Source organism: Streptomyces sp. NPDC031274, assembly GCF_055570235.1.
On the sequence record NZ_JBVIHP010000017.1, the window covers coordinates 124,458 to 147,158 of the forward strand.

At 67.8% G+C, this 22,701-nt stretch carries 21 protein-coding genes; 10 read left to right on the forward strand and 11 right to left on the reverse strand.

Annotation, left to right across the window (positions count from 1 at the left end; translation table 11 throughout):
• Positions 1-4 precede the first annotated feature (4 nt).
• Entirely contained in the window at positions 5-1,150 is a 1,146-nt protein-coding gene (locus tag ACZ5CR_RS26220) for an RNA polymerase sigma factor (RefSeq protein ID WP_468861552.1), read from the forward strand.
• 75 nt (positions 1,151-1,225) lie between these two features.
• Here the strand turns inward: ACZ5CR_RS26220 and ACZ5CR_RS26225 are convergent, their stop codons facing one another.
• Positions 1,226-1,834, reverse strand: a complete 609-nt coding sequence (locus tag ACZ5CR_RS26225; RefSeq protein WP_468861554.1) for a TetR/AcrR family transcriptional regulator — start codon at positions 1,832-1,834, stop codon at positions 1,226-1,228.
• Positions 1,835-2,008: 174 nt separating this feature from the next.
• Between ACZ5CR_RS26225 and ACZ5CR_RS26230 the strand changes: the two genes are divergently transcribed.
• Positions 2,009-2,722: an SDR family NAD(P)-dependent oxidoreductase gene (locus tag ACZ5CR_RS26230; RefSeq protein ID WP_468861557.1), complete on the forward strand. Its 714-nt coding sequence runs from the start codon at positions 2,009-2,011 to the stop codon at positions 2,720-2,722.
• Positions 2,723-2,755: 33 nt separating this feature from the next.
• Here ACZ5CR_RS26230 and ACZ5CR_RS26235 read toward each other — a convergent pair whose 3' ends face one another.
• The 4 genes from ACZ5CR_RS26235 to ACZ5CR_RS26250 all read right to left on the reverse strand — a co-directional run bounded on the left by ACZ5CR_RS26235 (position 2,756) and on the right by ACZ5CR_RS26250 (position 6,511).
• Positions 2,756-3,364 (reverse strand): chemotaxis protein CheB, encoded by a 609-nt coding sequence (locus ACZ5CR_RS26235; protein WP_468861559.1) that lies wholly within the window; start codon positions 3,362-3,364, stop codon positions 2,756-2,758.
• A 123-nt stretch (positions 3,365-3,487) separates the two neighbouring features.
• Positions 3,488-4,168, reverse strand: a complete 681-nt coding sequence (locus ACZ5CR_RS26240; RefSeq protein ID WP_468861562.1) for a hypothetical protein — start codon at positions 4,166-4,168, stop codon at positions 3,488-3,490.
• Positions 4,169-4,369: 201 nt separating this feature from the next.
• The gene (locus ACZ5CR_RS26245; protein ID WP_468861564.1) at positions 4,370-5,596 is read right to left on the reverse strand and encodes a MalY/PatB family protein; all 1,227 of its coding nucleotides are present in this window, start codon (positions 5,594-5,596) and stop codon (positions 4,370-4,372) included.
• A gap of 78 nt (positions 5,597-5,674) precedes the next feature.
• Positions 5,675-6,511: an iron chelate uptake ABC transporter family permease subunit gene (locus ACZ5CR_RS26250; protein ID WP_468861566.1), complete on the reverse strand. Its 837-nt coding sequence runs from the start codon at positions 6,509-6,511 to the stop codon at positions 5,675-5,677.
• 196 nt (positions 6,512-6,707) lie between these two features.
• Here ACZ5CR_RS26250 and ACZ5CR_RS26255 point away from each other — a divergent pair, with 196 nt between their 5' ends.
• Positions 6,708-7,277, forward strand: coding sequence for an MSMEG_1061 family FMN-dependent PPOX-type flavoprotein (locus ACZ5CR_RS26255; protein ID WP_468861758.1), 570 nt, complete (start codon positions 6,708-6,710; stop codon positions 7,275-7,277).
• 23 nt (positions 7,278-7,300) lie between these two features.
• On the opposite strand, the gene ACZ5CR_RS26260 is transcribed toward ACZ5CR_RS26255, so the two are convergent.
• Together ACZ5CR_RS26260 and ACZ5CR_RS26265 are read right to left on the reverse strand one after the other, a co-directional pair.
• Positions 7,301-7,726 (reverse strand): peptidase inhibitor family I36 protein, encoded by a 426-nt coding sequence (locus ACZ5CR_RS26260; protein WP_468861569.1) that lies wholly within the window; start codon positions 7,724-7,726, stop codon positions 7,301-7,303.
• 180 nt (positions 7,727-7,906) lie between these two features.
• Positions 7,907-10,900 (reverse strand): 3-keto-alpha-glucoside-1,2-lyase-like domain-containing protein, encoded by a 2,994-nt coding sequence (locus ACZ5CR_RS26265; protein ID WP_468861760.1) that lies wholly within the window; start codon positions 10,898-10,900, stop codon positions 7,907-7,909.
• A 405-nt stretch (positions 10,901-11,305) separates the two neighbouring features.
• Here ACZ5CR_RS26265 and ACZ5CR_RS26270 point away from each other — a divergent pair, with 405 nt between their 5' ends.
• Positions 11,306-12,475 carry a helix-turn-helix domain-containing protein gene (locus ACZ5CR_RS26270; RefSeq protein WP_468861571.1) on the forward strand — a complete coding sequence of 390 codons (1,170 nt, stop codon included), beginning with the start codon at positions 11,306-11,308 and terminating at the stop codon, positions 12,473-12,475.
• Positions 12,476-12,485: 10 nt separating this feature from the next.
• On the opposite strand, the gene ACZ5CR_RS26275 is transcribed toward ACZ5CR_RS26270, so the two are convergent.
• On the reverse strand, positions 12,486-12,683 hold the full coding sequence (locus ACZ5CR_RS26275; RefSeq protein ID WP_468861573.1) for a hypothetical protein: 198 nt from the start codon (positions 12,681-12,683) through the stop codon (positions 12,486-12,488).
• 64 nt (positions 12,684-12,747) lie between these two features.
• Positions 12,748-13,956: an acyltransferase family protein gene (locus ACZ5CR_RS26280; RefSeq protein ID WP_468861576.1), complete on the reverse strand. Its 1,209-nt coding sequence runs from the start codon at positions 13,954-13,956 to the stop codon at positions 12,748-12,750.
• A 374-nt stretch (positions 13,957-14,330) separates the two neighbouring features.
• On the opposite strand from ACZ5CR_RS26280, the gene ACZ5CR_RS26285 reads away from it, so the two are divergent.
• Entirely contained in the window at positions 14,331-15,617 is a 1,287-nt protein-coding gene (locus ACZ5CR_RS26285; RefSeq protein ID WP_468861578.1) for a glycosyltransferase, read from the forward strand.
• A 9-nt stretch (positions 15,618-15,626) separates the two neighbouring features.
• Here the strand turns inward: ACZ5CR_RS26285 and ACZ5CR_RS26290 are convergent, their stop codons facing one another.
• A complete protein-coding gene (locus ACZ5CR_RS26290) occupies positions 15,627-16,316 on the reverse strand; it encodes a DUF899 domain-containing protein (protein WP_468861579.1) in 690 nt (229 codons plus the stop codon).
• Positions 16,317-16,667: 351 nt separating this feature from the next.
• On the opposite strand from ACZ5CR_RS26290, the gene ACZ5CR_RS26295 reads away from it, so the two are divergent.
• The 4 genes from ACZ5CR_RS26295 (at position 16,668) to ACZ5CR_RS26310 (ending at position 19,916) form a co-directional block, all read left to right on the forward strand.
• Positions 16,668-17,432, forward strand: a complete 765-nt coding sequence (locus tag ACZ5CR_RS26295) for an IclR family transcriptional regulator (protein ID WP_468861582.1) — start codon at positions 16,668-16,670, stop codon at positions 17,430-17,432.
• Positions 17,433-17,671: 239 nt separating this feature from the next.
• Entirely contained in the window at positions 17,672-18,736 is a 1,065-nt protein-coding gene (locus ACZ5CR_RS26300; protein ID WP_468861583.1) for a Rieske 2Fe-2S domain-containing protein, read from the forward strand.
• Positions 18,733-18,948 (forward strand): hypothetical protein, encoded by a 216-nt coding sequence (locus tag ACZ5CR_RS26305; RefSeq protein ID WP_468861586.1) that lies wholly within the window; start codon positions 18,733-18,735, stop codon positions 18,946-18,948. Before ACZ5CR_RS26300 ends, ACZ5CR_RS26305 begins: the two co-directional genes overlap by 4 nt.
• Positions 18,945-19,916: a PDR/VanB family oxidoreductase gene (locus ACZ5CR_RS26310; protein ID WP_468861589.1), complete on the forward strand. Its 972-nt coding sequence runs from the start codon at positions 18,945-18,947 to the stop codon at positions 19,914-19,916. Before ACZ5CR_RS26305 ends, ACZ5CR_RS26310 begins: the two co-directional genes overlap by 4 nt.
• Before the next feature lie 235 nt (positions 19,917-20,151).
• On the opposite strand, the gene thpR is transcribed toward ACZ5CR_RS26310, so the two are convergent.
• A complete protein-coding gene (gene thpR / locus ACZ5CR_RS26315) occupies positions 20,152-20,808 on the reverse strand; it encodes an RNA 2',3'-cyclic phosphodiesterase (protein WP_468861592.1) in 657 nt (218 codons plus the stop codon).
• A gap of 440 nt (positions 20,809-21,248) precedes the next feature.
• On the opposite strand from thpR, the gene ACZ5CR_RS26320 reads away from it, so the two are divergent.
• Entirely contained in the window at positions 21,249-22,694 is a 1,446-nt protein-coding gene (locus ACZ5CR_RS26320) for a hypothetical protein (protein WP_468861594.1), read from the forward strand.
• Positions 22,695-22,701: the final 7 nt, after the last annotated feature.

Below are 22,701 nucleotides of genomic sequence, written 5' to 3' on the forward strand. Positions count from 1 at the left end.
ATCCATGAACGAAGCCCTGCTCCGAAGCCTCACTCCAGAAGTGCTGGGGATCCTCGTCCGCCGCGGAGCTGACTTCGCGGCGGCCGAGGACGCCGTACAGGACGCACTGATCGAGGCGGTCCGCGTCTGGCCGACCGAGCAGCCGCGGGACCCGAAGGGCTGGCTGGTCACCGTGGCCTGGCGCAGGTTCCTCGACGCGACCCGCGCGGAAACCGCCCGTCGCCGACGTGAGGACCGCGTCGAAGAGGAGCCGGCGCCCGGGCCCGCGCCATCGGCGGACGACACGCTCCAGCTCTACTTCCTGTGCACGCACCCTTCGCTGACGCCGTCGTCCGCGGTCGCGCTCACGCTGCGCGCCGTCGGTGGGCTGACCACCCGCCAGATCGCCCAGGCCTACCTGGTCCCCGAGGCGACGATGGCGCAGCGCATCAGCCGGGCCAAGCGCACCGTCTCCGGTGTGCGCTTCGACAAGCCCGGCGACGTCGCCACCGTGCTGCGCGTCCTCTACCTGGTCTTCAACGAGGGCTACTCCGGCGACGTCGACCTCGCCGCCGAGGCCGTCCGGCTCACCCGGCAGCTGGCGGCAGCGACCGACCACCCCGAGGTGGCGGGACTGCTCGCCCTCATGCTGCTCCACCACGCCCGGCGCGCCGCCCGGACCGCGCCCGACGGCAGCCTGGTGCCGCTCGCCGAGCAGGACCGTGGCCGGTGGGACACGGAGACGATCGCCGAGGGTGTCGGAATCCTCCAGGCGGCTCTCGCCCGCGACCGCCTCGGCGAGTTCCAGGCCCAGGCCGCCGTCGCGGCGCTCCACGCCGACGCGCCCACCGCCGAGGAGACCGACTGGGTGCAGATCGTCGAGTGGTACGACGAACTCACCGGCCTCACCGACAGCCCGATCGTCCGGCTCAACCGCGCGGTGGCCGTGGGCGAGGCCGACGGACCGCGCGCCGGTCTCACGGCACTCGCCGCCCTTGACGACTCGCTGCCTCGCTACACCGCTGTGGCGGCGTATCTCCACGAGCGCGACGGCGACCTGGCGACGGCGGCACGGCTGTACGCCGAGGCGGCCCCCAAGGCGCCCAACCTCGCCGAGCGCGACCATCTGACACGCCAGGCCGCCCGGCTCAACACCCGCGGGTCTCGCTGACGGGCCATTTCATGTGCTGTGATCTGTTTCGTGTGCTGTGTTCTGTGAACTAGGGCCTGATCCGAACGAGAGGCCCTAGCCGCGCACCGCGGCCAGGCACTCGTCGTACAGGTCGATGATGTCGCCTTCGCCGCCGTTGCCGACCCACGTCATCGACGCGGCGTCGAGGCACGCGAACGCCGTCGCGATCACCGCGCGGGCCCTCGGATCCGCGCCGCCGGCAGCCGCGCCCATACGCGCCTCGACGAGCGGCAGCAGGTCCTCCTGGAACCGCAGCCGTTTTTCGAGATAGCCGGCACGCAGCGAGGCGGTGTCGTGCAGGAGACGGAACCGCTCCAGGGCCTGTTCGCGGCTGTCGTGCAGGGCCAGTACGGCAACAAGCCCTGCGCGCAGCGCCTCCCAGGCACCGACGTCGGCGGGCTGTTCGCTGATCGTTTCTGTGAGGACTTGCCCGAACCGTTGCTGGTCGCCGCCGAGGAGATCTTCCTTGGTGCCGAAGTAGCGGAACAGGGTGCGCTGGGAGACCCCGGCCTCTCGGGCGATCTGGGCGATGGGCGTCTCGTCGTAGCCCTGCTCGGTGAACAGGCGCAGGGCTGTATCGAGGATCTCCTGGGAGGCCAGCTGCCGTGTCCGGTCCCACAGTGTGGTCGGTGCGGCCGTCGCTGTCTTGGCTTCCTGCTTCATGCCGTCAGGTTAGCGCAGTGCTGCCAGAGTGGCATGCACATGAGGGTTGGCAGTCACTGCCAGGTAGCCTTACGCTGCCAGGAGGTGGTCGTCGCGGTACGGCCGGCCGTCCCACGGCCCGGACTCCGCACCGATCGCCCTGCCCGACTCCCAGAAGCAGCAAAGGAACGCATCATGTCCGCACCAGCAGCTCTGATCACCGGTGGAACCAGCGGTATCGGCAAGGCGACCGCTGAACTGCTCCACTCTCGCGGCTACCGCGTCATGGTCACCGGCCTCGACCATCTCGCCGACACCGGACTTCCCGAAGACGTCATGGTCGTGCGGGCCGACGCACGGTCCCTGCCGGACATCGACCACGCGATGGACCAGGCGCGCCGAGAGTTCGGCTCCCTCGACCTGCTCTTCCTCAACGCGGGCATCTCCCGGCCCGGCCCGATCGAAGCGACCGACGAAGCTGCCTTCGATGCCCTGTTCGACATCAACGTCAAGGGCAACTTCTTCACCCTGCAAAAGGCCCTCCCGCTCCTCAACGAGGGCGCCTCAGTCGTGTTCACCGTGGGCGCCGGAGAAGGCATCGGATCCGCCATGACGGCCGCCAAGGGCGCTCTGGTTCCCCTCATGCGGTCCCTCGCGCTCGAACTCGCCCCCGCCCGCATCCGGGTCAACGCCGTCAGTCCAGGACTGATCAACACCCCCGCGTACAGCAAGATGGGCGTCTCCCCGGAAATGGTCGACTCCTGGGCCGATGACGTCCCGCTCGGCCGCGTCGGCGTTCCCGCCGACATCGCCGAAGCCGTGGCCTTCCTCGCCTCGGACGCCGCCGCCTACATCACCGGCGACAACCTCACCGTCTCCGGAGGCATCGGAGTTCACGCCCGCCCCTGATGGGATGTCACCCGCCGGTACTCGAAGGGGGGTTCAGGAGTCGCGGGCCGACTGCAGGAGCTGATGGATGAGGGGCGCGATGTCCTCGGTCGGGCGTACGAAATCGACCTGGCCGGTCTCGATGGCGGATTTGGGCATCCCGTGGAACGCGGCTGTCGCGGGGTCTTCCACGATGACGATGCCCCCACGGCTCTTGACCGCCTCCACTCCCCGGGCGCCGTCGCCGTCGGAACCGGTGAGTACGCAAGCGATGATCGGCGGTCCATAGGTCTGCGAGGCCGACTCGAAGAGCGGGTCGGCGGCCGGGCGCGCGAAGTTGACCGGGTCCTCCTTGGACAGGGACAACTTGCCGTCCGCGTCCACACACAGATGGTGGTCGGGCGGCGCGATATAAACCCCTCCCGCTCTCGGGCGCTCGCCACCTTCGGCCAGTTTGACGTGAAGGCCGGTGTGGGGCGCCAGGACGGAGACGATGTGCGTCTCGCGGGAGCGGCGCAGATGGTGGGCCACCAGCACGGACGCCGGGAGCTCCGCGTCCAGACCACTCAGCAACGTCCGCAGGCCCCGTACACCCCCGGCGGAGGAGGCCACCATGACGATCGCGCTGCGGCCGGGGGACTCTTGCGGATGCCTGCTGTTCACGCGAAGACCTTAGCCCGGCCGCCCACCCCTTGTGAGTCATCACGGCCGAGGCGGACTTGAGTGTCGGCGACCGATGCCGCACCGGCAAGCACCTGTTCGAGGTGCTCGCCGATGCGGAGGGGTTCAGCTGGTGGAGGGCTCCGGCTGCGGTGCGGCGGCCTGCTCCGGCGAGGCGGCCGTGGTGTAGAAGACGGAGGAGCCCTGCTTGGTGCGGTGGGCGCGGCCCTTGGCGACCAGGCCTTCCACCGTGGTGCGCACGACGGTGGTCTTGATGGTGCGCTCGGGGCGGGCCTCGGTGAGCGCGGTGGTGATCTCGGCGGCTGAGCGCGGTTCGCTCTGCCGGCTGAGGTGGTCGTGGATCAGTTCGACCAGCGACGGCCCGGCTGTCGGCGCGGTCGCCTTCTTCGCGGTGGCCTTGGGCGCACTCTTGGCCGGCTTGTCCTGGGCCTTGCTCTGAGCCGCGTCCTGCGCCTTGACCTTGACCTTGGTCTTGGCCTTGGTGGCCGTGGGCTTCTTTGTTCGGGCGGCACTGGAGTTGTTCGCACTGGTCCGCGGAGCAGGCACAGCACCCTTGCGAGGTGACGCCTTCTTCGCGGTGGCCGCCGCAGCGGTGGGGGAGCCCAGGGCCTGCTGCATGCTCAGCAGCACCGCGTGGTCGCTCTCCAGCGCCTGCAACTGCTCCTGCAGCGCGGCCACATCGACCCCGACGCGTTCTTGTTCCTTACGGTTGGTTTCCAGGTCCGCGGCCACTTGGGCGGCGTACTGGGCCTGCATTCCGGCAGTTTCCGGCTTGGTGTCTGACATCGTGGTGACCTTTTCGTGGGCGCACGCAGTCGTGCGGATGGCGGGGCGTGCTCACGACTGAGCACTTCTGGTGAGGGCACATCTGTTTGCACCCCTGAATGCTGACTGCCCAACCTGCAACAGCAGTAACTCATGTGCGGTTAGCGAAGGTTACGTGCTGGCGTCCATGTGCGGATGCATTGGGTGAAGATTTTGGCTTCCTCAGGAACAGTGACTGTCTCTTGTCGGCCTTCCGGTGACGGCCGATGCCATCCGCCGGACCGCCTCGGTGAGCACCTCGGGCGAGGCGGCCAGGTTGAGACGGACGAAGCCCTCGCCGCCGGTTCCAAAGGCTTTCCCGGAGCTCAGAGCGACGCGGCCGCGATGCAGGAAAGCTTCGGCCGGGTCGTCGCCCAGGCCCAGTTCCCGGCAGTCCAGCCAGGTGAGGAAGGTGCCCTGCGCCGGTGTGCAGCCGATGGCGGGCAGGTGTTCGGCCAGGAGAGCGGCCAACAGCCGACGGTTGTCGTCGAGGCCGCGAAGCAGTGCGTCGAGCCAGTCACCTCCGTCCCGCAGGGCCGCGGTGTGGGCGATGACGCCGAGGTGACTGGGGCCGTGACTGACCTCTTCGGGTATGCGTGCGAGGTCGTCGGCGGCTTCGGGGCCCGCGATGGCGAGGGCCGCCTTGAGCCCGGCCAGGTTCCAGCCCTTCGACGCCGACATCAAGGACAGCCCGTTCTCCGCCCCTGGCACACTCAGGAAAGGCACGAACGATGCGCCCGCCGCCACGATCGGGGCGTGTATCTCGTCCACCACGACACGCACACCATGCTCGCGCGCCAGGTGCGCGACCCGCGTCAACTCGGCGGCGGTGTGCACGGTCCCGGTCGGATTGTGCGGGCTGCACAGCAGATACACCGGCCGGTTCGTACCCTGTGCCGCACTCCGCGCCGCACGCCTGAACGCGTCCTCCAGCGCGGCGAAGTCGATCCGCTGGTCCGCACCCAGGGGCGACTCGACGACGGGCCGGTCCAGGTTCCCGACGAACTGATAGAAGGGCGGGTACACAGGACAGTTGACGATGACGGGGTCACCCGGCGCGGAGACCAGCTTGAGCATCTCGACGACGCCGAGCATCACATCGGGCACGATCGCGGTGCGCTCGACGGCAAGTCCGTCCCAGCCCCACCGCTTGTGGGCGAACTCGGCCAGCGCCTCTGCGTAGGCGCTGCCGGCGGGATAGCCGGTGTCGCCGAGCGCGACAGCATCGGTTATCGCCTCGGCGACAGGTTCCGCGAGCGGGACATCCATCTCGGCCACCCACAGCGGCAGTACGTCGTGCGGATAGGTTCGCCACTTCATGCTCGTACGACATCGCAGTTGTTCCAGCGAGAGCCGGCTCAGCGGGTTCGTGCCGTCCGGCACGACGGGATCGCGCGACACATTCTCCATACGTCAAAAGTAGGCAGGCCCCTGTGGATTCCTGCCTACTTCGACGCGATCAGATGTCGCCCGGGGCGTACGACGTGATCAGCGCAGCGCCTTCGCGAACTCGGGGACGACCTTGTCCAGGGCGTAGGAGACGGAGAGGACCGAGTCGGTGGCGAACGCGGAACTGAGCGTCGACTTCGGGTCGAAGACGACGTCACGTCCGGCCTTGACGGCAGGGATCTCCTTGTAGAGCGGGTCGTTCTCGATCTTCGACTTGGGGATGCCGATCGGCGACATGACCAGCAGGTCGGAGTCGAGCATGTCGAGGCTCTCGCGGGAGACCGTGACGGAGAAGGACTTGCCCGCCTTGGCGTCGACCTTGGGGCTGTTCTTGAAGCCGAGCCGCTCCAGGAAGTTGACGCGGCCGCCGCCCGTCACGTAGGCGCCGTAGCCGACGCTGGTGCGCGCGCCGGAGGTGGCGGTCTTGCCCTTAAACTCGGGGTGCTGCGCGGTGGCGGCCTTGAACTTCTTCTCCGTCTTGGCGACGACGGCGGCGGAGGCACCGGAGTTGACGCCGAGGACGCCCGGATCGGCGAGGGGGTTGCGGGCCACGCCCTGCATCACCGTGCCGGCCAGGCCGAGCGCGACACCGGCCAGGAGACCGGCCGCCGTACGCGGGATCCGTACTTCCTGCAAAATCAACTGACCCTTGTCGGACAGATCCGGGTCGAAGATGCCGGGCAGCAGATCACCGGCGCCGACATCACCGGAACCGACCAGCAGGCTTGCCCACATGATGAGCAGGAGGACCGCGACCAGCAGGACGAGACCGGCGCCGAGGGCGGGACCGCCACGACCACGGCGAGGCGCTGCGGAAACCGTTGCTCCCGTGCTCCTAGTGCCGCCCGAGGGTTCGGCGGTGGCTGCTGCCTTCATGGCCGCCGTCTTCGGGGCAGACGCCTTGTGCGGCTGCTCCCAGCCATGAATCAATTGCTCCTTGTTCAGGCAGGGGCACACTCACCTGCCATTTTATGCTCCAGTAAGGTGAGCCTAACATTACATAATCGCCAGTCTGTTCGCCTTCTTGCCTGTTCGCCGACCTGTGAGGTTCCTCCCCGTGCCCGACGCCGCGATACCCGCAATCGTCCCGCCCCCAGGCGGCAGCGCCACGGCGCCGCACACCTGGCAAGAGCTCCGCTCGGGCGAAGAGCTGACGGAGTTGCTCGGCGCGCCGCACCCGATCGTCATCGACAAGGTCCACGACGAGCTGACCTCGCAAGACCTGGGGATCCTGGCCAGCTCTCCGTTCTGCCTCCTGTCCACATCGGACGCGGCAGGCAACTGCGACACATCCCCGCGAGGTGACGCGCCGGGTTTCATCCACATCCTCGACGCGCGCACCGTCGCCCTCCCCGACCGCCCCGGCAACCGGCGCGGTGACAGCTTCCGCAACATCCTGGAGAACCCGCATGTGGGGCTGCTCCACCTGGTGCCGGGCAGCGCCGAGATCCTGCGCATCAACGGCCGGGCACGGATCCTGACGGACGCTCCGTTCTTCGACTTGATGACCGCCAAGGGCAAGCGGCCCCGCCTGGCGCTCGTCGTCGAGATAGACGAGATCTATCTGCACTGCTCGCAGTCACTGCGGCGCGCCGGAATCTGGCAGCCGGAGACCTGGGCGCAGGACACGCCCAGGCCCTGAGTACGACCGGTGCCGAGCCTCGCTCAGCCTTCCCCGTCGGGCGGTGTGCCGCAGCTGGGACCGCCAGGACCGTCGAATCGCACCGAGCTCAAGAAGTCCCGGTAGGTGGGGAAGAAGTTCCCCTTGCCGGTCGGGCCCGAGGAGGTCACGACCGTACAGCCGCTGTAGTTCGCGTCGGACCAGAGGTAGATGGTCGAGGGCGTTCGGTTCCAGTCCGACTTGGCCCGGTCGCCCATGCCGAGGGCCGCGAGATCCGGAGTGCTCCCCTTGAGTGTGATCATGTCGCCGGTCCCGTCGAGGCCCGAGAACATGCAGTAGGAGCCATCGGGGCACCGGTCGTATCCGTCGGCCGCGTGCGCCGTGGAGAGCGGCACCATGGTGGCGGCAGCGGCAGCCACCGTCACCAGTAGTACGGAGAGTTGCTTTCTCCTTGCGATTGCCCTGCGCATGATTGTCCGCCTTAGTTCTCAGGCTCGTGAGTCGGATAGCCCGTAAACGCGTGAGGCCCGCGCACCGCCACAGCGGTGCGCGGGCTGTTGTCACGTCAGGCTCGTTGCCCTGTCCGGTGGTCGACTATCCCTGGCGTCCCCCGCAGGAGTGACACACATGCGGGAGTGACACCTGGATGATCAGTCCACGGGCTCGATCCATACGTTGCGGAAGCGGACCTTGTTGCCGTGGTCCTGGAGCCGGATTGCGCCCGCCGCCGCGGATTCGGGATCGCCCGCTCCGGTCTGGCCGTCGACGGCCACGTTGTCGTGGACCTTCTTGCCGTTCCACACCACGGTGATCCTCGCATCCGCGGTCTTCTTCCCGTCCGCGTCGAATCGGGCGGCGCGGAAGACGATGTCGTACGTCTGCCACGTCTCCGGCGCGGTCGAGGCGTTCAGATCGGCGGCCTTCTTGGTGTAGATGGCGCCGGCCTCGTTCGCGGCGAGCTTCTCCACTCCGTACGAGTCCAGGATCTGGACCTCGTACCGTTCCTGGAGATAGATCCCGCTGTTCCCGCGATCCTGCCCGGTGACATCGTCCGGCAGCTTCGGTACGCGGAACTCGGCGTGCAGCTTGAAGTCGCCGAAGGCCTGCTTGGTGCGGATGTCCCCGCAGCACACCTCGATCGACTTGTCGGCCGTGTGCGGCCATTCGACGCTGCGGCCGTCGGTGTGCTGCCAGGCGGTGGAAGTGCTGCCGCCGGAGAACAGGTCGATGCGGCTGCCCGGTCTGCGTACCTCGATCATGTCGAGATTGACGTGACCGGTGTCCTCGGGCCGGTAGGAGTAGGAGATGGTGTTGCGGCCTTTGCGCAGGGCGAGTTTCTCGGTCTTGGTCGACCAGCGCTTCCACGTCTCGGTCGACGGGAGCTTTGTCTGGCGTGCCTGCCCGCCGTTCACGCTGACGCCGAGCGTCTTGGTACCGGCGGACGGGTCGGGGCCGTTGGAATAGCGCAGGCCCACGGCGTAGGTGCCCTTGGCCGGAGCCTGGACGTCGAAGGTGGCGGTGGCCCCCGGGTCCTTGAAGCTGTCGACGAAGCCGCCACCGGTGTACCCGGCGTGCTCGGTGTCGATGTCCGCGCCGCCGGAGAGCCGCGCCGACTCGGCGTCGTACGACGTGACCGGATCGTCCTGGCCCGGGCGCGCGTTGAGCGTGTACCAGGCCTCGGTGGACCACAGTTGCTCGTCGTCGGCCGAGGAGAACGGGCGCGGTGAGCGTACGTGGACCACCCGGTCGCTCTTGAGCCCGGGGATGGTCAGTTGGACGGTGCGGCGGTCGCCGGAGATGCCGGCGCCGGTGACGGGCAGGGTCTCCTCGTCGACCTTGGGGCCGCCGTACGCGGGGGTGGGGGCGTAGCGCCACTGCTCGACGGAGTAGGCGCCGCTGGTCAGCTTCTCGATGGTCTTGTCCGACAGCGGCTTGGTGTAGGTGAGCTTGAAGCCGTCGCGGGTGGCGCGCATGGTCTTGATGTCGAAGGCGGTCTTGCCGTTCGGGGTGAGCTTCTGCAGGCCGAAGCGGAGCTTGCCCTCCTGGCCCCAGTTGCCGTCCGCGCCGAGCCCGCCGGTGTAGATCGCCCCGTCAGGACCGGTGGAGATGCGGGTGATGCCGGACTCAAGGCCCTGGGTGTGCCGGAAGACCGCGCCCTGGAACTCGCCGTTGACCTTCTCCAGGTCGGCGCGCTGCAGACCGCCGTAGGTGACGTCGCCGAACATCATCTGTCCGGCGAAGGTCCCCTTCTTCACGGTCATGGGGGTGCTGGGGGAGTTGGCTATCTCGTTCTGCGGAAGCCACAGCACCGGCTTGGTGACACTGTTGTCATCGAACGGGCCTTCGGGGTTCGTGTAGTGGTTGAAGAAGCGGTCCTGCTTGACGTGTACGAGCTTCGACGCGGGCAGCCAGCCGCCCTGGTTGTCGGTGACGAACAGCTCGTTGTCCGGGCCGCGGCCGATGCCGTTGGGAGTGCGCAGACCACCGGCCAGGTAACTGACCTTCCCGCTCGCCTTGTTCACCTTGATCGTGGTGCCGCGGTTCGCGGCGGGCTGTGGATCGGTCGTCGCCCCGCCGTAGTTGATGGCGACGGACAGGTTCAGATAGAAGTTCCCCTTCTCGTAGAGCAGCCCGAAAGCGAACTCGTGGAAGTTGCCGCCGTACGGCCACTCGGCGATCTTCCGGATCTCGCTCGCGTCGTTGTCTCCGTCGATGTCGGCGAGCTCGGTCAGCTGGTGCTTCTGAGAGACATACAGCTTTCCGTCGACGTACTTGATGCCCATCGGCTCCTTGAGCCCGTCGGCGATCTTCTTGTACGTGACCTTGTCGGGGCCGGTGTCGCCGGTGACGTTGTCCAGGACGTACACCTCGCCCTTGGTCTCCTGGCTGCCGCCCCATGTGGTCACCGCGAGTCGGCCGTCAGGCAGCCAGTCCATCGCGGAGACCTGCGGTTCAAATCCCTTGGGCCGCAGGTCGGTCAGCTTGTAGCCGGGGTTGACCGAGGTCAGGGGGAGGCCGTCGCCGGGGGTGTCGTGGCTGCCCTCGCACTCCTTGCGGCCCGGCGCGGTCACCCGCACCACGCCGGCGTCGGTGCTGAGGACGGAGTTGGGCACGAGGGTGAAGGCGTCGGCGCCCGGCGGCTTCCACTGGAGGGTGACCCGCTGGTCGTTGCCGCGGTCGAAGTGGTCGATGCGCAGCGGATGGTAGCCAGGGGCGAGCGTGATCTCGCCGTCCTTGGGCTCGGCGCCGTGCAGTCCGTCGTGGTCGATGACCTTCTTGTCGCCGATGAAGAGGCGGGAGCCGTCGTCGCTGATCAGACGGAAGGTGTACGCCCCGTCGTCGGGCACTTTGATGTTGCCGATGATCTGCGAAACGAAGTTGTCCGTGAAGCCGAAGCCTTCGGTGGAGGACCAGTCGACGGTGGGGATCAGCTTGTCGACGTTGGGGGTCTGGGCGGGCTTGAGGTCACAGAGCTTGCTCAGCGGGGACTGGATGTCGAACACCCGCAGCGTGACGCCTGGCTCCTGCGGCGGAAGATCGGCGAAAGGCTTCTCGTCGGCTCCGGCGGCCGGAGCGGTGAGCCCGCCGGCGAGCAGCAGCCCGAGGAGTATTCCGGTGGTTCTGCCGCCTCTGCGTGGTCTCAGACGCGTGCGTCGGCGGGTGCGGCGTGGGGTCGTGGCGTGCTCGTGTGGCTTCACTCTGTCTCCTGCTGGGCGCTGTGAAGCGGCCCGGGCCGCCTCGGCCCGCGTCCGCGGAGTGGAGTTCATGCACATACCGGTGGTGCGGGCTGCGGCTTTTGGCCGCGCCTGACGCAGACTTCCGTACGAGAGCGACGCCCAGCGTACGAAGCACGCCGCATATCGTCCATACTTTGTCCTCAACAAGGAAAAACTGGCCGGGAGTTGGCGCGGTGACGATGCGGCGGCGCGGGGGATGTCCGATCAACCGGAACCGCGCATGAGCTGCTCGGCGTCTCGGCCACGGGACATGGCTGATCCCCACGGGTGCGGGGGCCCCGGTATGTATAGGGCGAATGGGGCAGGTGGGGAATGGCGTCGCTCGCGGAGCTTCTTCGGGAGCTCAAGGAGCGGTCCGGGCTCAGTTATGGAGTGCTGGCCAAGAGGCTTCACATGAGTACGTCCACGTTGCACCGGTACTGCAACGGGAATGCGGTGCCCGCCGAGTTCGCGCCGGTGGAGAGGCTCGCCCGCCTCTGCAAGGCGAGTCCGGAGGAGCTGGTCGAGGTCCACCGGCGATGGATCCTGGCGGACGCGGATCGAGGGCGGAAGGCGGAGCTCGAGGCTTCCAGCGCCCGGGAGCCCGATCCTGATCCCGATCCCGACCCCGATCCTGATCCTGAGTCCGAGCCTGCGACGCAGCCGGGCCCGGCCCGCGTGACCGCCTCGACGCCGCTGCCCCCTTCGCGCAGACGCCGGACCCTCGTCCTCGCCGCTGCCGTCGCCGCGGTCGTCGGGATCGGCTCCCTCGCTCTTGCCATGAACGGCGGCGGCGACGGTGACAAGCACGAGCAGAGCCTCGGGCCCAGCGCCCCGTCGGATCCGAACGCCTCGCCGTCCGACCGGCCCGGCAAGGCCAGGCCCGATGGCGCGCACGGCGAGGGCTCCGGCATGCCGCTGACGGCGCGCACCAGGCCGTACGCCTACGAAGACGGCTGCATGCAGGAGTTCCTGGTGAACCGGGGGCCCGACGAAGTGCCGGAGCGGCCCACGGCGCGGGACGCCCCCGGCTGGGTCGGCGACCTCGGTGCCGTCTCGGCCCGCAACCAGTACATCGAGGTCACCGTGCAGGGCATGGGCAAGGACACCGTCGTCCTGCAGGGCATGAACGTCCGCGTGCAGAGCACCGGCGCACCGCTGGCCTGGAACAACTTCCAGATGGGAGCCGGCTGCGGCGGCAAGGTGGATACCAAGGCCTTCACCGTCGACCTCGACGCCGCGACGCCGCGTGTCACGCAGAAGGACGACCGGCGCGACTTCCCGTACAAGGTAAGTGAGAACGACTCCGAGGTCTTCCACATCGCGGCCGGCACCGACCTGCACGACGTGCGCTGGTACCTGGAACTGGAGTGGTCAAGCGGCAAGCGGCACGACGTGCTGCGCATCGACGACCAGGGCAAGCCGTTCCGCACCAGTGGCCGGGAGGGACGCCCCTCGTACAGCTGGCGGGGCAAGTGGGAGAGGGAGCCGCAGGACGGCTGAGCTTCCCGAATCACGGTGTCGCTTCCGCTCGGCGACCGGAGGGGGCGGCGGCTTCCAGGACGAGCGAGAGGTTCAAGTGGCGTGCCACCAGGGCGAGGTGGGCCCGCTCCTGATCCTCCGCGGCCACGCCGCTGTCGATGGTGGCAAGCCATGCCCCCTCGGCGAGGAAATTCCGGCGATGCGTTCCCGTGCGGGCGGCTGCCGTCACCGCGGTGAGGTTGAGAGCGATGTTGGCGATGTCCAGGGCCGCGGCGGTAGCGAACGCCTCCCGGCTATCTGGGCGATACGAGTGTGGCCTCCTTGGGCGCAGGGGGATGTGCGGTGACCTTGGGCTGCTCCTGCTCCCGTTCTTGCCCTCGCCCTCGCCCTTGCTCCGTGAGGAGGTAGGCGCGACGCCATCCGAGGAACGGGCGTTCGATGCCGTGGAACGTGACGACGGCCGCAGCCAATGTGATGGGCAGAACTGCCGCTGTCGCAGTGATGAAGGCATCCACCACCGGGCGCCCCGTCAGCTCGATCCACCAGCGGTGGGAGATGATCGCCGTAACGACCATGTAGTGGAGCAGATAGACGGAGAAGCTCATTTCGCCGACTTTGGCGACTGCCCTCGACACGAGCCCCGTTGAGGTGAAGGTGGCCACGTAGGTCAGCACCACCAGGGACCAAAGGGTTCCTTCCACGTCGACCCAGAGCAGACGTGTGGCGTGCCCCTCGTGGAAGGAGTGGGTCTGGTTGAAGGCCCAGACCGCACCTGTGACCAAGGTTGTCGCGATGCCGACCTTCAGGAGTCCCTGGAACCGCTTTCGATGGTGCACGAAGAACCAGGCGGCCACCATGCCCATCAGGAATTGATCGATTCTGCCGGCGAGGCTGTAGTAGAGCATCGAGTTCACGTTGATGCTGCCGTCGGCCGAGGCCCACACCAGCGTTCGGATCACGGCGATGCCGGCCAGAACCTTGAGCAGAGCCGCAGGGCCGTGCTTGGTGAGGAGCCTGCTGAACAGCGGGAACATCAGATAGAACTGCAACTCGACCGCGATGGCCCACCACATGCTCGAAACGGCCCCCAGATTGAGGGATCCGGGCAGGTTTCCGAGGCCGACCAGGGACTGGAGCACGGCCAGCAGGTCCGCACCTTGCTTGTGCGCGCCGACCCCCAGGACGATCAGCGCGATGTAGAGCGGGAAGATCCGCAGAACCCGATTGCCCAGGAACCGGCCGTAGTGCACGTCCTTGCCCAGGGTGCCGATGGTGAAGATGAATCCGGAAAGGACCATGAAGAGGGCCACCCCGGTATGACCTTCCAGCACCATGGCGGCCAGGGGGTTATCCGTATAAAGCCAGCCGTGCGGGTCCCTGTTCGGGGTCTCTCTGAGGTACGGAGAGATCATCTGCGTGCCGTGACAGAGGAGCACCAGCACGGCAGCGTAGGCACGCAAATGATCCACGGACACGAGGTACTGGCGATTGCTGCTGCGCATGAATTGTCCCCGGCCTCTCATCACCAACGTCGCGACGGCCTCGCGACGGCGAACGGATCAGGGACGACAGCACCATGCGCGGCAGTCCAGACAGCGCATATGCGTGGGTTCTCGTCTTCTTGTCAGAAGATTTCACTCGTTCGATGGGCGCCTGCGATATGAAAATGCCGCCAATTGCCTCCGGGTAGTCGACTGTCGACGCTCGCTGGCGCTTCAGTGCGCGATGCGAATACCGGAAGATCTGCTCTACCAAGTCTGTCAACTGATCTACCGCTCACGTACAAGCTCGCAACCTTCAGTCGATCTTGTCGTTGGGACGGTGAGTGGCCCCGTTTCCCGCATTCGCGTCGTGTTGGGCCTCGGCGACTATCCGCATGGACTGCGGTTACTGGAGCGTCGGCATCTTGCATATCTCGTTCCTGATCCATAATTCATTTGGCTTCGGTGGCACGATCCGTGCCACTACCAACCTCGCCAACGCGCTCGTCGAGCAGCATGACGTGGAGATCATGTCGGTCTACCGGCACAAGGATTCGCCTGCGTTTCCCGTTCATCCACGGATCCGGCTTCGACACCTCGTGGACCTGAGGAAGGGGACCCCGGGGTATGAGGGTGACCTGCCCGAATCTCAGAGACGCTCTGCCGTCTTTCCCCGCAATGAGACGCAATACCCGCACTACAGCAGATTGACCGATCAGCGAATTGCTCAGTACTTGAGCACTCTGTCGAGCGACGTCATCGTGGGTACTCGGCCAGGCTTGAACGCACATATCTGCTTGCAGGCCAAGCGAGGGCCGCTGCGCGTAGGGCAAGAGCACCTGACCTTCCGAAATCACGCGCGAGCGCTTCGGCTCTCACTGCGTCGCCTGTATCCACGGCTGGACATGCTGACGACCACGACCTCGGCTGATGCGAACACCTACCGGAGGCACATGATGCTTCCAGGAGTACGCATCGAAGCATTCCCCAACCCCGTCCCGGCGCCACGAAGCGCCCCGTCGGGCGACAGGGGGAAAGTAGTGGTCGCCGCTGGGCGGCTCGTCCCGTCGAAACGGTACGACCTCCTCATCCGGGCCTTCGACAGAGTGCGCTCCGTGCGCCCGGACTGGAGTCTTCGCATCTTCGGTCCGGGGATCGCGGGTGGTCACGGAACGCAACTCCAGCGGCTCATCGAGCAATTGGGGATGCAAAAGCACGCGTTCCTCATGGGAGCGGTTTCGCCCTTGGAATCTGAGTGGCTCAAAGCAGGGTTGGCCGCGAGTGCTTCCGACCACGAGTCGTTCGGCATGACGATCGTTGAAGCGATGCGGTGTGGCGTGCCCGTCGTCTCCACCGACTGCCCACTGGGACCGAGAGAGATCATCTCCGATGGCGTCGACGGGCGTCTCATTCCCATGGGCGATGAGGACTCCCTGGCCCGGAATCTACTGGAGCTCATCAACAGTGATGAGCTCCGTCAGCGGATGGCTGAGGCGGCACGAGCCGCCTCAGCGCGCTACGAACCGTCACTCGTCGCGGACCGCTTCGCCGACACCTGCGCGCGACTGACGGGGCGGCATGGCCCGAGCGGGGCCCTGAGAGCCGTACTCCACCAAACCCGAGGCTCAGTGATCGGCGCGGCCTACGGCATCAAGGACGCCGTCAAGCAGAGACTCAACTGAGTGACGGGGCTATGCAGTTGGAGGGCCGTAGCGGGCGGCGATGTCCTCGGATCCTGCCCATAGGCTGTAGGTGGGTGACTGCGGCCAGCCCTTGGGCGAGTCCTGCCACTCCTCCTGCCGCCCGTACGGCAACAGGTCGATCAGCGGGAAGGTGTGACTGAGCTGCTCGGTGCCCCGGCCGTTGGTGTGCCAGGTGCGGTAGACGGTGTCGCCGTCGCGCAGGAAGACGTTGACCGCGAATCCACCGCCGGGCGGTGCGCCCACATCGGTGCCGAACGGGCTGTTCGCGGTGGAGTACCAGGTCATCTTGTTCCCGACCCGCCGCCTGTAGGCGAGGGCCTCGTCGATGGGCCCTTGCGTGACGACGACGAACCTGGCGTCGTAGGCCTCCAAGAACTCCGGCCGGGTGAACTGCGACGTGAACCCCGTGCAGCCCGGGCACTGCCACTTCTTTCCGGGGAACCACATGTGGTTGTAGACGATCAGCTGAGACTTGTCGCCGAAGATGTCGGTGAGCCGAGCCGGTCCGTCCTCGCCCTCAAGGGTGTAGCCGGGCATCTCGACCATCGGCATCCGGCGGCGTTGCGCGGCGATCGCATCGAGTTCCCGGGTCGCCGCCTTCTCCCGGACGCGCAATTCGTCGAGCTGGCGCTCCCACGTCTTGGCATCGACGACAGGGGGCAGTGCCTTGGGGGTCATGAGTACCTCCGGTTCGCGGTTGTACGTACAGACCGTGCCCGTTCGGAAAACTCATCGGGAGGAGACGCGGGAGCAGCTCTGGTCGCCCTCCCTGACCGGCATGGCGGAACGCCTGCGCGAGCTCCGGAGGAAACCCGGGGGTTGAAGTACGCCCCCTGCCTCTCGCCTCCCGCTCACGCTTCAAGGACCGACGGGGGAGTGCGACGTCTCGACGCGGCCGCGACCGTCTTGCACACTGACCGCCACAGCCAGTCGGGAATCGGTGAGAGATCTTTGGAAGACTCGCTCGCAGGTGAGCCGCAGCAGGTCGGTGGGTCGCCGTCACCGGCGGCTGACGGGGGAGGCGCCCAGATGCCCCGGGCTCGCCGTGGCGCGGAGTCGGGCACGGGGCCCGTACTGGGCCGCGCCCTGCGGATCCTCGGTGCGTTCAGCGCGAAGTATCCGGAGATGACGTTGAGCGAGCTGTCCCGGAGGTCGGGGCTTCCGGTGTCGACCGTGCACCGGATGCTCGGCGAGCTCATCGCCTGGGGAGCGCTGGAGCGCGGTGACAAAGGGTGTTACCGCGTCGGCCTGCGCCTGTGGGAGGTCGCCTCGCTCGCACCGCGCGGACAGGGCCTGCGCGAGCGGGCCCTGCCGTTCCTGGAGGACCTCTCCCAGGTCACCCGCGAGAACGTTCAGCTCGCGGTGCGCGAGGGCACGGAGGTCGTCTTCGTCGAACGCATCGCGGGGTCCGGTGCGGTGCCCGTGCTGACGCGCGTGGGCGGGCGCTTCGCCCTCACGGCCACCGGCGTGGGCCTTGTGCTGCTCGCGCACGCCCCCGCCGAGGTGCAGGGAGAGGCACTCGCGGGGCCCATCGAGCGATTCACGCCGGGCACGGTCACCGACCCGCGTACGTTGCGGCGCATGCTGGCCGATGTGCGGACCAACGGCTACGCGGTCAGCGATCGCCAGGTCACGATGGACGCCCTGTCGGTCGCCGCGCCGGTCCACCGCGGCGGCACGGTGATCGCCTCGGTATCGCTGGTGGTCCGTCATGGCAGCGCCTCCGCGCACGGTTTGGCCCGGCTCGTCTGTACGAGCGCCCGGGCGATCTCCCGCGCTGTGACCACGCCGTAGATCCGAACTGCGCCGTCCCGTCCCGACAGGGGGGGGCCGGGATTACGCAGATGTTTCCCGGCATCCGGAAAGCCCCCTGGTGACCCGCGGGCGCCGAGCCCACGATGGTCCGCACGGCCGACGCACCCTCGCGCCAAGCGGCCGATGAGCCGCTGCCGGACGCAGACCAGGAACGCGCTCGCGCCGTCGGCACCACGCGCACTGAAGCCCTGCGATGCTCCACTCCGAAGGGAACGATCATGACTGCTTTCGTACGCAATCAGTGGTACGTCGCTGCCTATGGCGGCGAGGTCGGGCGCGAGCTGCTCGGACGTACCGTGCTGGGCGAGCCGATCCTCCTGTACCGCACGGAGGACGGCCGGGCGGTGGCGATGTCCGAGCGCTGTGTGCACAGGCGCTTCCCGCTGTCGCAGGCGCCGAGTCGGCTGGACGGGGACAAGGTGGTGTGCGGCTACCACGGATTCACCTACGACACCGACGGCGGCTGCGTCTTCGTACCCGGCCAGCAACGCATTCCGCGCACGGCGCGCCTGAAAACGTACCCGGTGATCGAGCAGGACTCCTTCGTGTGGGTGTGGATCGGCGACAGCGAGCCCGGGGACAGTCTGCCGCCCCGCGCTCCGTGGATGGACTCGCCCGAGTACACAGTGGTCTCGGGCATGGAGCCGATCGACGGCGACTACGGGCTGCTGGTCGACAACCTCATGGACCTGTCGCACGAGACGTACCTGCACGGCGGTTACATCGGCACTCCGGAGGTGGCCGAGACGCCCACCACCACCGAGGTCGACGACAAGGCCGGCATCGTCCGCGTCAGCCGCCACATGGACGACGCGGAATGCCCTCCGTTCTACGCCAAGTCCACGGGGATCGAGGGACGCATCAGCCGCTGGCAGGACATCGAGTACCACGCACCGTGTCTCTACTTGCTCCACTCGCGCATCGCGCCGGTCGGCGCGCCCGGCCCGAACCCGGACGGCAGCGACCCGCACGCCTTCCATGTGGAGGTCGTCTACGGCATCACTCCGTCGACGGAGAAGACGACGTACGACTTCTGGGCCGTGGCGCGCGACTTCGCCCTCGACGACCGGAACGTCACGGATTTCCTGCACGAAAACAACCACACGGTGGTGATGCAGGACGTCGTCGCCCTCAACGTGCTGCAGAAATCCCTGGACACCGAACAGGACGGCTACCAGGAGCTCAGCATCAACATCGACACGGGGGGACTCGCCGCCCGCCGCATCCTCGCCCGTCTGGCCCAGGAGGGGACCGCGACGCGGGCCACGGCGGTGGCCCGATGATCCCGCTGCACCCACCCGTCCTCGCCGGTGAGGACGTCTACCGCATCCACTGGGTGCTCGGCACCGACCGGCTCCTGGCCGTCTGTCACTGCGGTGCGCAGCAGGAGTTCGAGGATCCGGTGGTGCTGTGGGACTGGCTGCTCGGTCACCCCGAGGACCACCGCCCCGGCCCTGCCCCGGAGTCCGCCCCGGAAAGAGAGTCTTCACCATGAACAGCACGAGCCTTCCACGCAGCGGGGGCGAACTCGACCTGACCCTGGTGCACAAGGAGCCCCTCGCCGAAGGCGTCGTCCGCCTCAGCCTGACCCACCCCACCGGCGAGCGGCTGCCCGAGTGGAGTCCGGGCGCCCACATCGATCTGGTGCTGGGTCCCGACCTGGTGAGGCAGTACTCGCTGTGCGGCGATCCGGGGGACACTTCCCTCCTCCAAGTGGCCGTGTTGCACGAGCCGGAGGGCCGGGGCGGCTCCCAGTACGTGCACGACAAGCTGGCCGAGGGCGACACGGTCAGGGTCAGCGTCCCCCGCAACCGCTTCCAACTGATCGACGCCCAGCGCTACTTGTTCATCGCGGGCGGCATCGGCATCACTCCGCTCCTGCCGATGATCGCCGCCGCCGAACGGCGGGGAGCCGACTGGCGACTGGTGTACGGCGGGCGCAACCGCGCCACCATGGCCTTCGCCGAGCAGCTCGCCATGGACCACGCCCACCGCGTGGAACTGTGCCCCCAGGACGAGAGCGGGCTCCTCGACCTGGAGGGGCTGCTCAGCAGCCCCTCCGCTGGCACCCTCGTCTACTGCTGCGGTCCAGGGCCCCTGCTCGACGCGGTGGAACAGCGGTGTGCCGCCTGGCCGGAGGACACGCTGCACATCGAGCGCTTCACGCCCAGGGCGCGGGAGGACGACGTCCCTTCGGCCTCTTTCGAGGTGGAACTCTCCCGCACCGGCATCACGGTGACGGTCCCGCCGGACAAGAGTGTCCTGGAGAGCGTCGAGGAGGCGGGCGTACAAGTGCTGTCCTCATGCCAGGAGGGGACCTGCGGCACCTGCGAGACTGCGGTCCTCGACGGCGCGGTGGAGCACCGAGACTCCCTCCTCACCCCCGCTGAAAAGGCGTGCAATGACACGATGTTCATCTGTGTCTCGCGCGCCGCCTGCCCGCGCCTGGTCCTGGATCTGTGAGCCTCCACTGACGGGAGCGAACCGAGCGGCGGAGCTGCATCAGCGTATGGATCCGCGGTGATCGTCCGCGTCCGACCCCTGGATAGCATCGGGGTGCATGACCTGGACATAGTCGACTTCACCACGTTCGACTCCGAGTGTGTGTCGAGGGCGGGCGGGTACTGCTCGCTCGTCATGTGGCTCCGGAGAGCACGTGCAACTGGACGCTTCCGGGTGGCCTGTTCGACGAGACGGCTCAATCCTGAGTTAGGTGTGGCGGCTGTGGGTGGCCGGGGCGGCCTTGTCGCCCCTGGGCGTGGGGGTCTGGCTGTGTCGGCTCGTCGAAGCGCCAGGCGTCGATGTCGCGGTAGCGGATGGGGCCTGGGCCGCGGCCGGCGTTGCTGGCTACGAGGTGCAGACGCTCGGCCTTCCATGGGCGGCCGGTGAACCCGGCGAGCCCGGCAGCGGCCTGCACCGCACATGACGGGGTGTCGCGGCGGGCGCGGGCCAGAGTCAGGTGCGGGCGGAACGGCCGGTGCGCGTGGGCGATCCCGCAGTTGTCGGCGATGGCGCGCACCTGGGTGGCGAGCTGGTGCAGCTCTTCGAGGTCGCCGTCGATTCCGCTCCACAGGACTCGCTCGTCGAAGTGTCCGCCGCCGTGCAGGGCCAGGGTGAGGGGGCTGCGGGTGGCTGCGAGGTGGGCGAGCGGTGTGCGCAGGAGCGGGACCACCGGTGCGGGTACCTCGCCGAGGAACGCCAGGGTGACGTGCCAGTCCTCGATGCGATTCCACCGCATGCGGGGATGTGCGTGATAGGCGGGCCCAAGTGCCTGTTCCAGTTCCTGCTTCGCGTCGTCGGGCGGGGCGAGAGCGATGAACACACGAACGGTCGCGGGCTGAATCTGTTCGTTCACAGAGGTCTTCGTACCCTATCCGGGTGGGCGGACAGCGACCGGCCCCGCCGTGCGCCTCCGTGCCCGACGACAGGCTCAGGCTCCCGACCGCAGGGCCCGTCCGTCAGGTGTACATCACGCATGACGGGGGTGAGGCGGGGCCCGGATCCGATACCGCACGCCGCCGATCGTGCACCGGGTTGTGCGTATCTCTTGTCGGGAGAGTGCCGCCCTGGATCGGCCTCTGCTACGCAGGAAAAGGCCTCGCACAAGGGCCGAGGGCTGAGGGCCGACGGGTGAGACCGGAGGTCGCGGCCGGTACGCCGCAGGCTGTCAAGGGGGAGGGGATCATGGCCGATTCCGTAGGTGGGGAGGGCCCGCGAGTGCCCGTAACCGATCCCAGGCTGGGGATCGATGTCCCTGCGGGGTGGGCGGGGGATCCTCGTCACCGGCTGGTCGCGGTGGGGGATTCGCTGACGCAGGGATTCCAGAGCGCGGCGATCTTCAACACGTCGTTGTCGTATCCGGCGATCGTCGCGTATGAGCTGGGGTGTCTCCCGCAGTTCCGGTATCCCCTCTACGGGGGCTTGGGCGGGCTGCCCTTCAACCTCGAGTGGTTCCTGCGCGATCTGGAGGACCGCTTTGGGCGGAGTGTGGACTGGTGGGAGGTGCCGCTGGCCTTGTTCCGGGCTCGCCATGTGATGGACCGGGTGGAGGACTACTGGGAGCGAGGGGCCGGCCTGGCTGTGCCGTCGACAACGGCGATCATGCACAACCTTGCCGTGTTCGGGTGGGATCTGCGCGATGCGCTGTCGAAGTCGGCGGACGAGTGCCGTAAGCGGATCGACGTGCCGAGGGACGACCTCGTGAACCAGATCGTGCAGAACGCCGGTGAGCGCGCCGCCCTGAGGGTGCTGCCCACCCAACCCCGGACAGCGGGGGCCCTGACCCAGCTGGGTGCGGCGGCCGAGCTGGGCAAGGACATCGAGGGCACCGATGCGGAGCACGGCATCGAGACACTGGTCGTCTTCCTGGGCGCGAACAATGCCCTGCGGGCGGTGACCGACCTGCGTGTGGTGTGGAGTGAGGACGCCGGCTTCGACGACCTGGACGCCAAGCGCCGCTTCACGGTCTGGCGGCCCAGGCACTTCACGTCCGAACTGCGCGAAGTGGCCGTGGAAGTCGCCGACATCAAGGCACGCCACGTCATCTGGTGCACGGTTCCGCACGTGACCATCGCGCCGATCGCACGCGGCGTGGCGGTCAAGGTCCAGCCCGGTTCGCGGTACTTCCCCTACTACACCCGTCCGTGGATCAGCGACCGGGACTTCGACGTGGGCAGGGACCCGAGCATCACCGCGGAGCAGGCGCGGCAGGTGGACGACGCGATCGACGCGTACAACTACGCGATCACCGATACGGTCCGCGCTGCCCGGACCGAGGGGAAGGACTGGTACCTCCTTGAGACCTGCGGCCTGATGGACCGGCTGGCGTCGCGCCGCTACATCGAGGACCCCCTGGCGCGTCCGGACTGGTGGCGGCCCTATCCGTTGCCGCCGGCACTGCAGGCGCTGTCACCGCCGCCCAACTCGCATTTCCTCGCCGGCAAGGGCGGACGGCGCGCGGACGGCGGCCTGTTCTCGCTCGACGGTGTGCACCCCACGACGGTCGGATACGGGATTCTCGCCCAGGAAGTGATCAACGTGATGCGGCTGGCGGGCGTCCGGTTCTTCCGCCCCGACGCGAGCACCCCTCATCAGGACCCGGTGCTCGTGGACTTCGGTCGGCTCATCCGCCACGACACACTGGTCAACCATCCGCCGGAGAATCTCGGCTCGGCCCTGGGTGTCTTGAGCTGGGCCGATGAGGCCCTGGACCTGTTCCGTCGGGTGTTCTCCACCCTCTGATGGAACG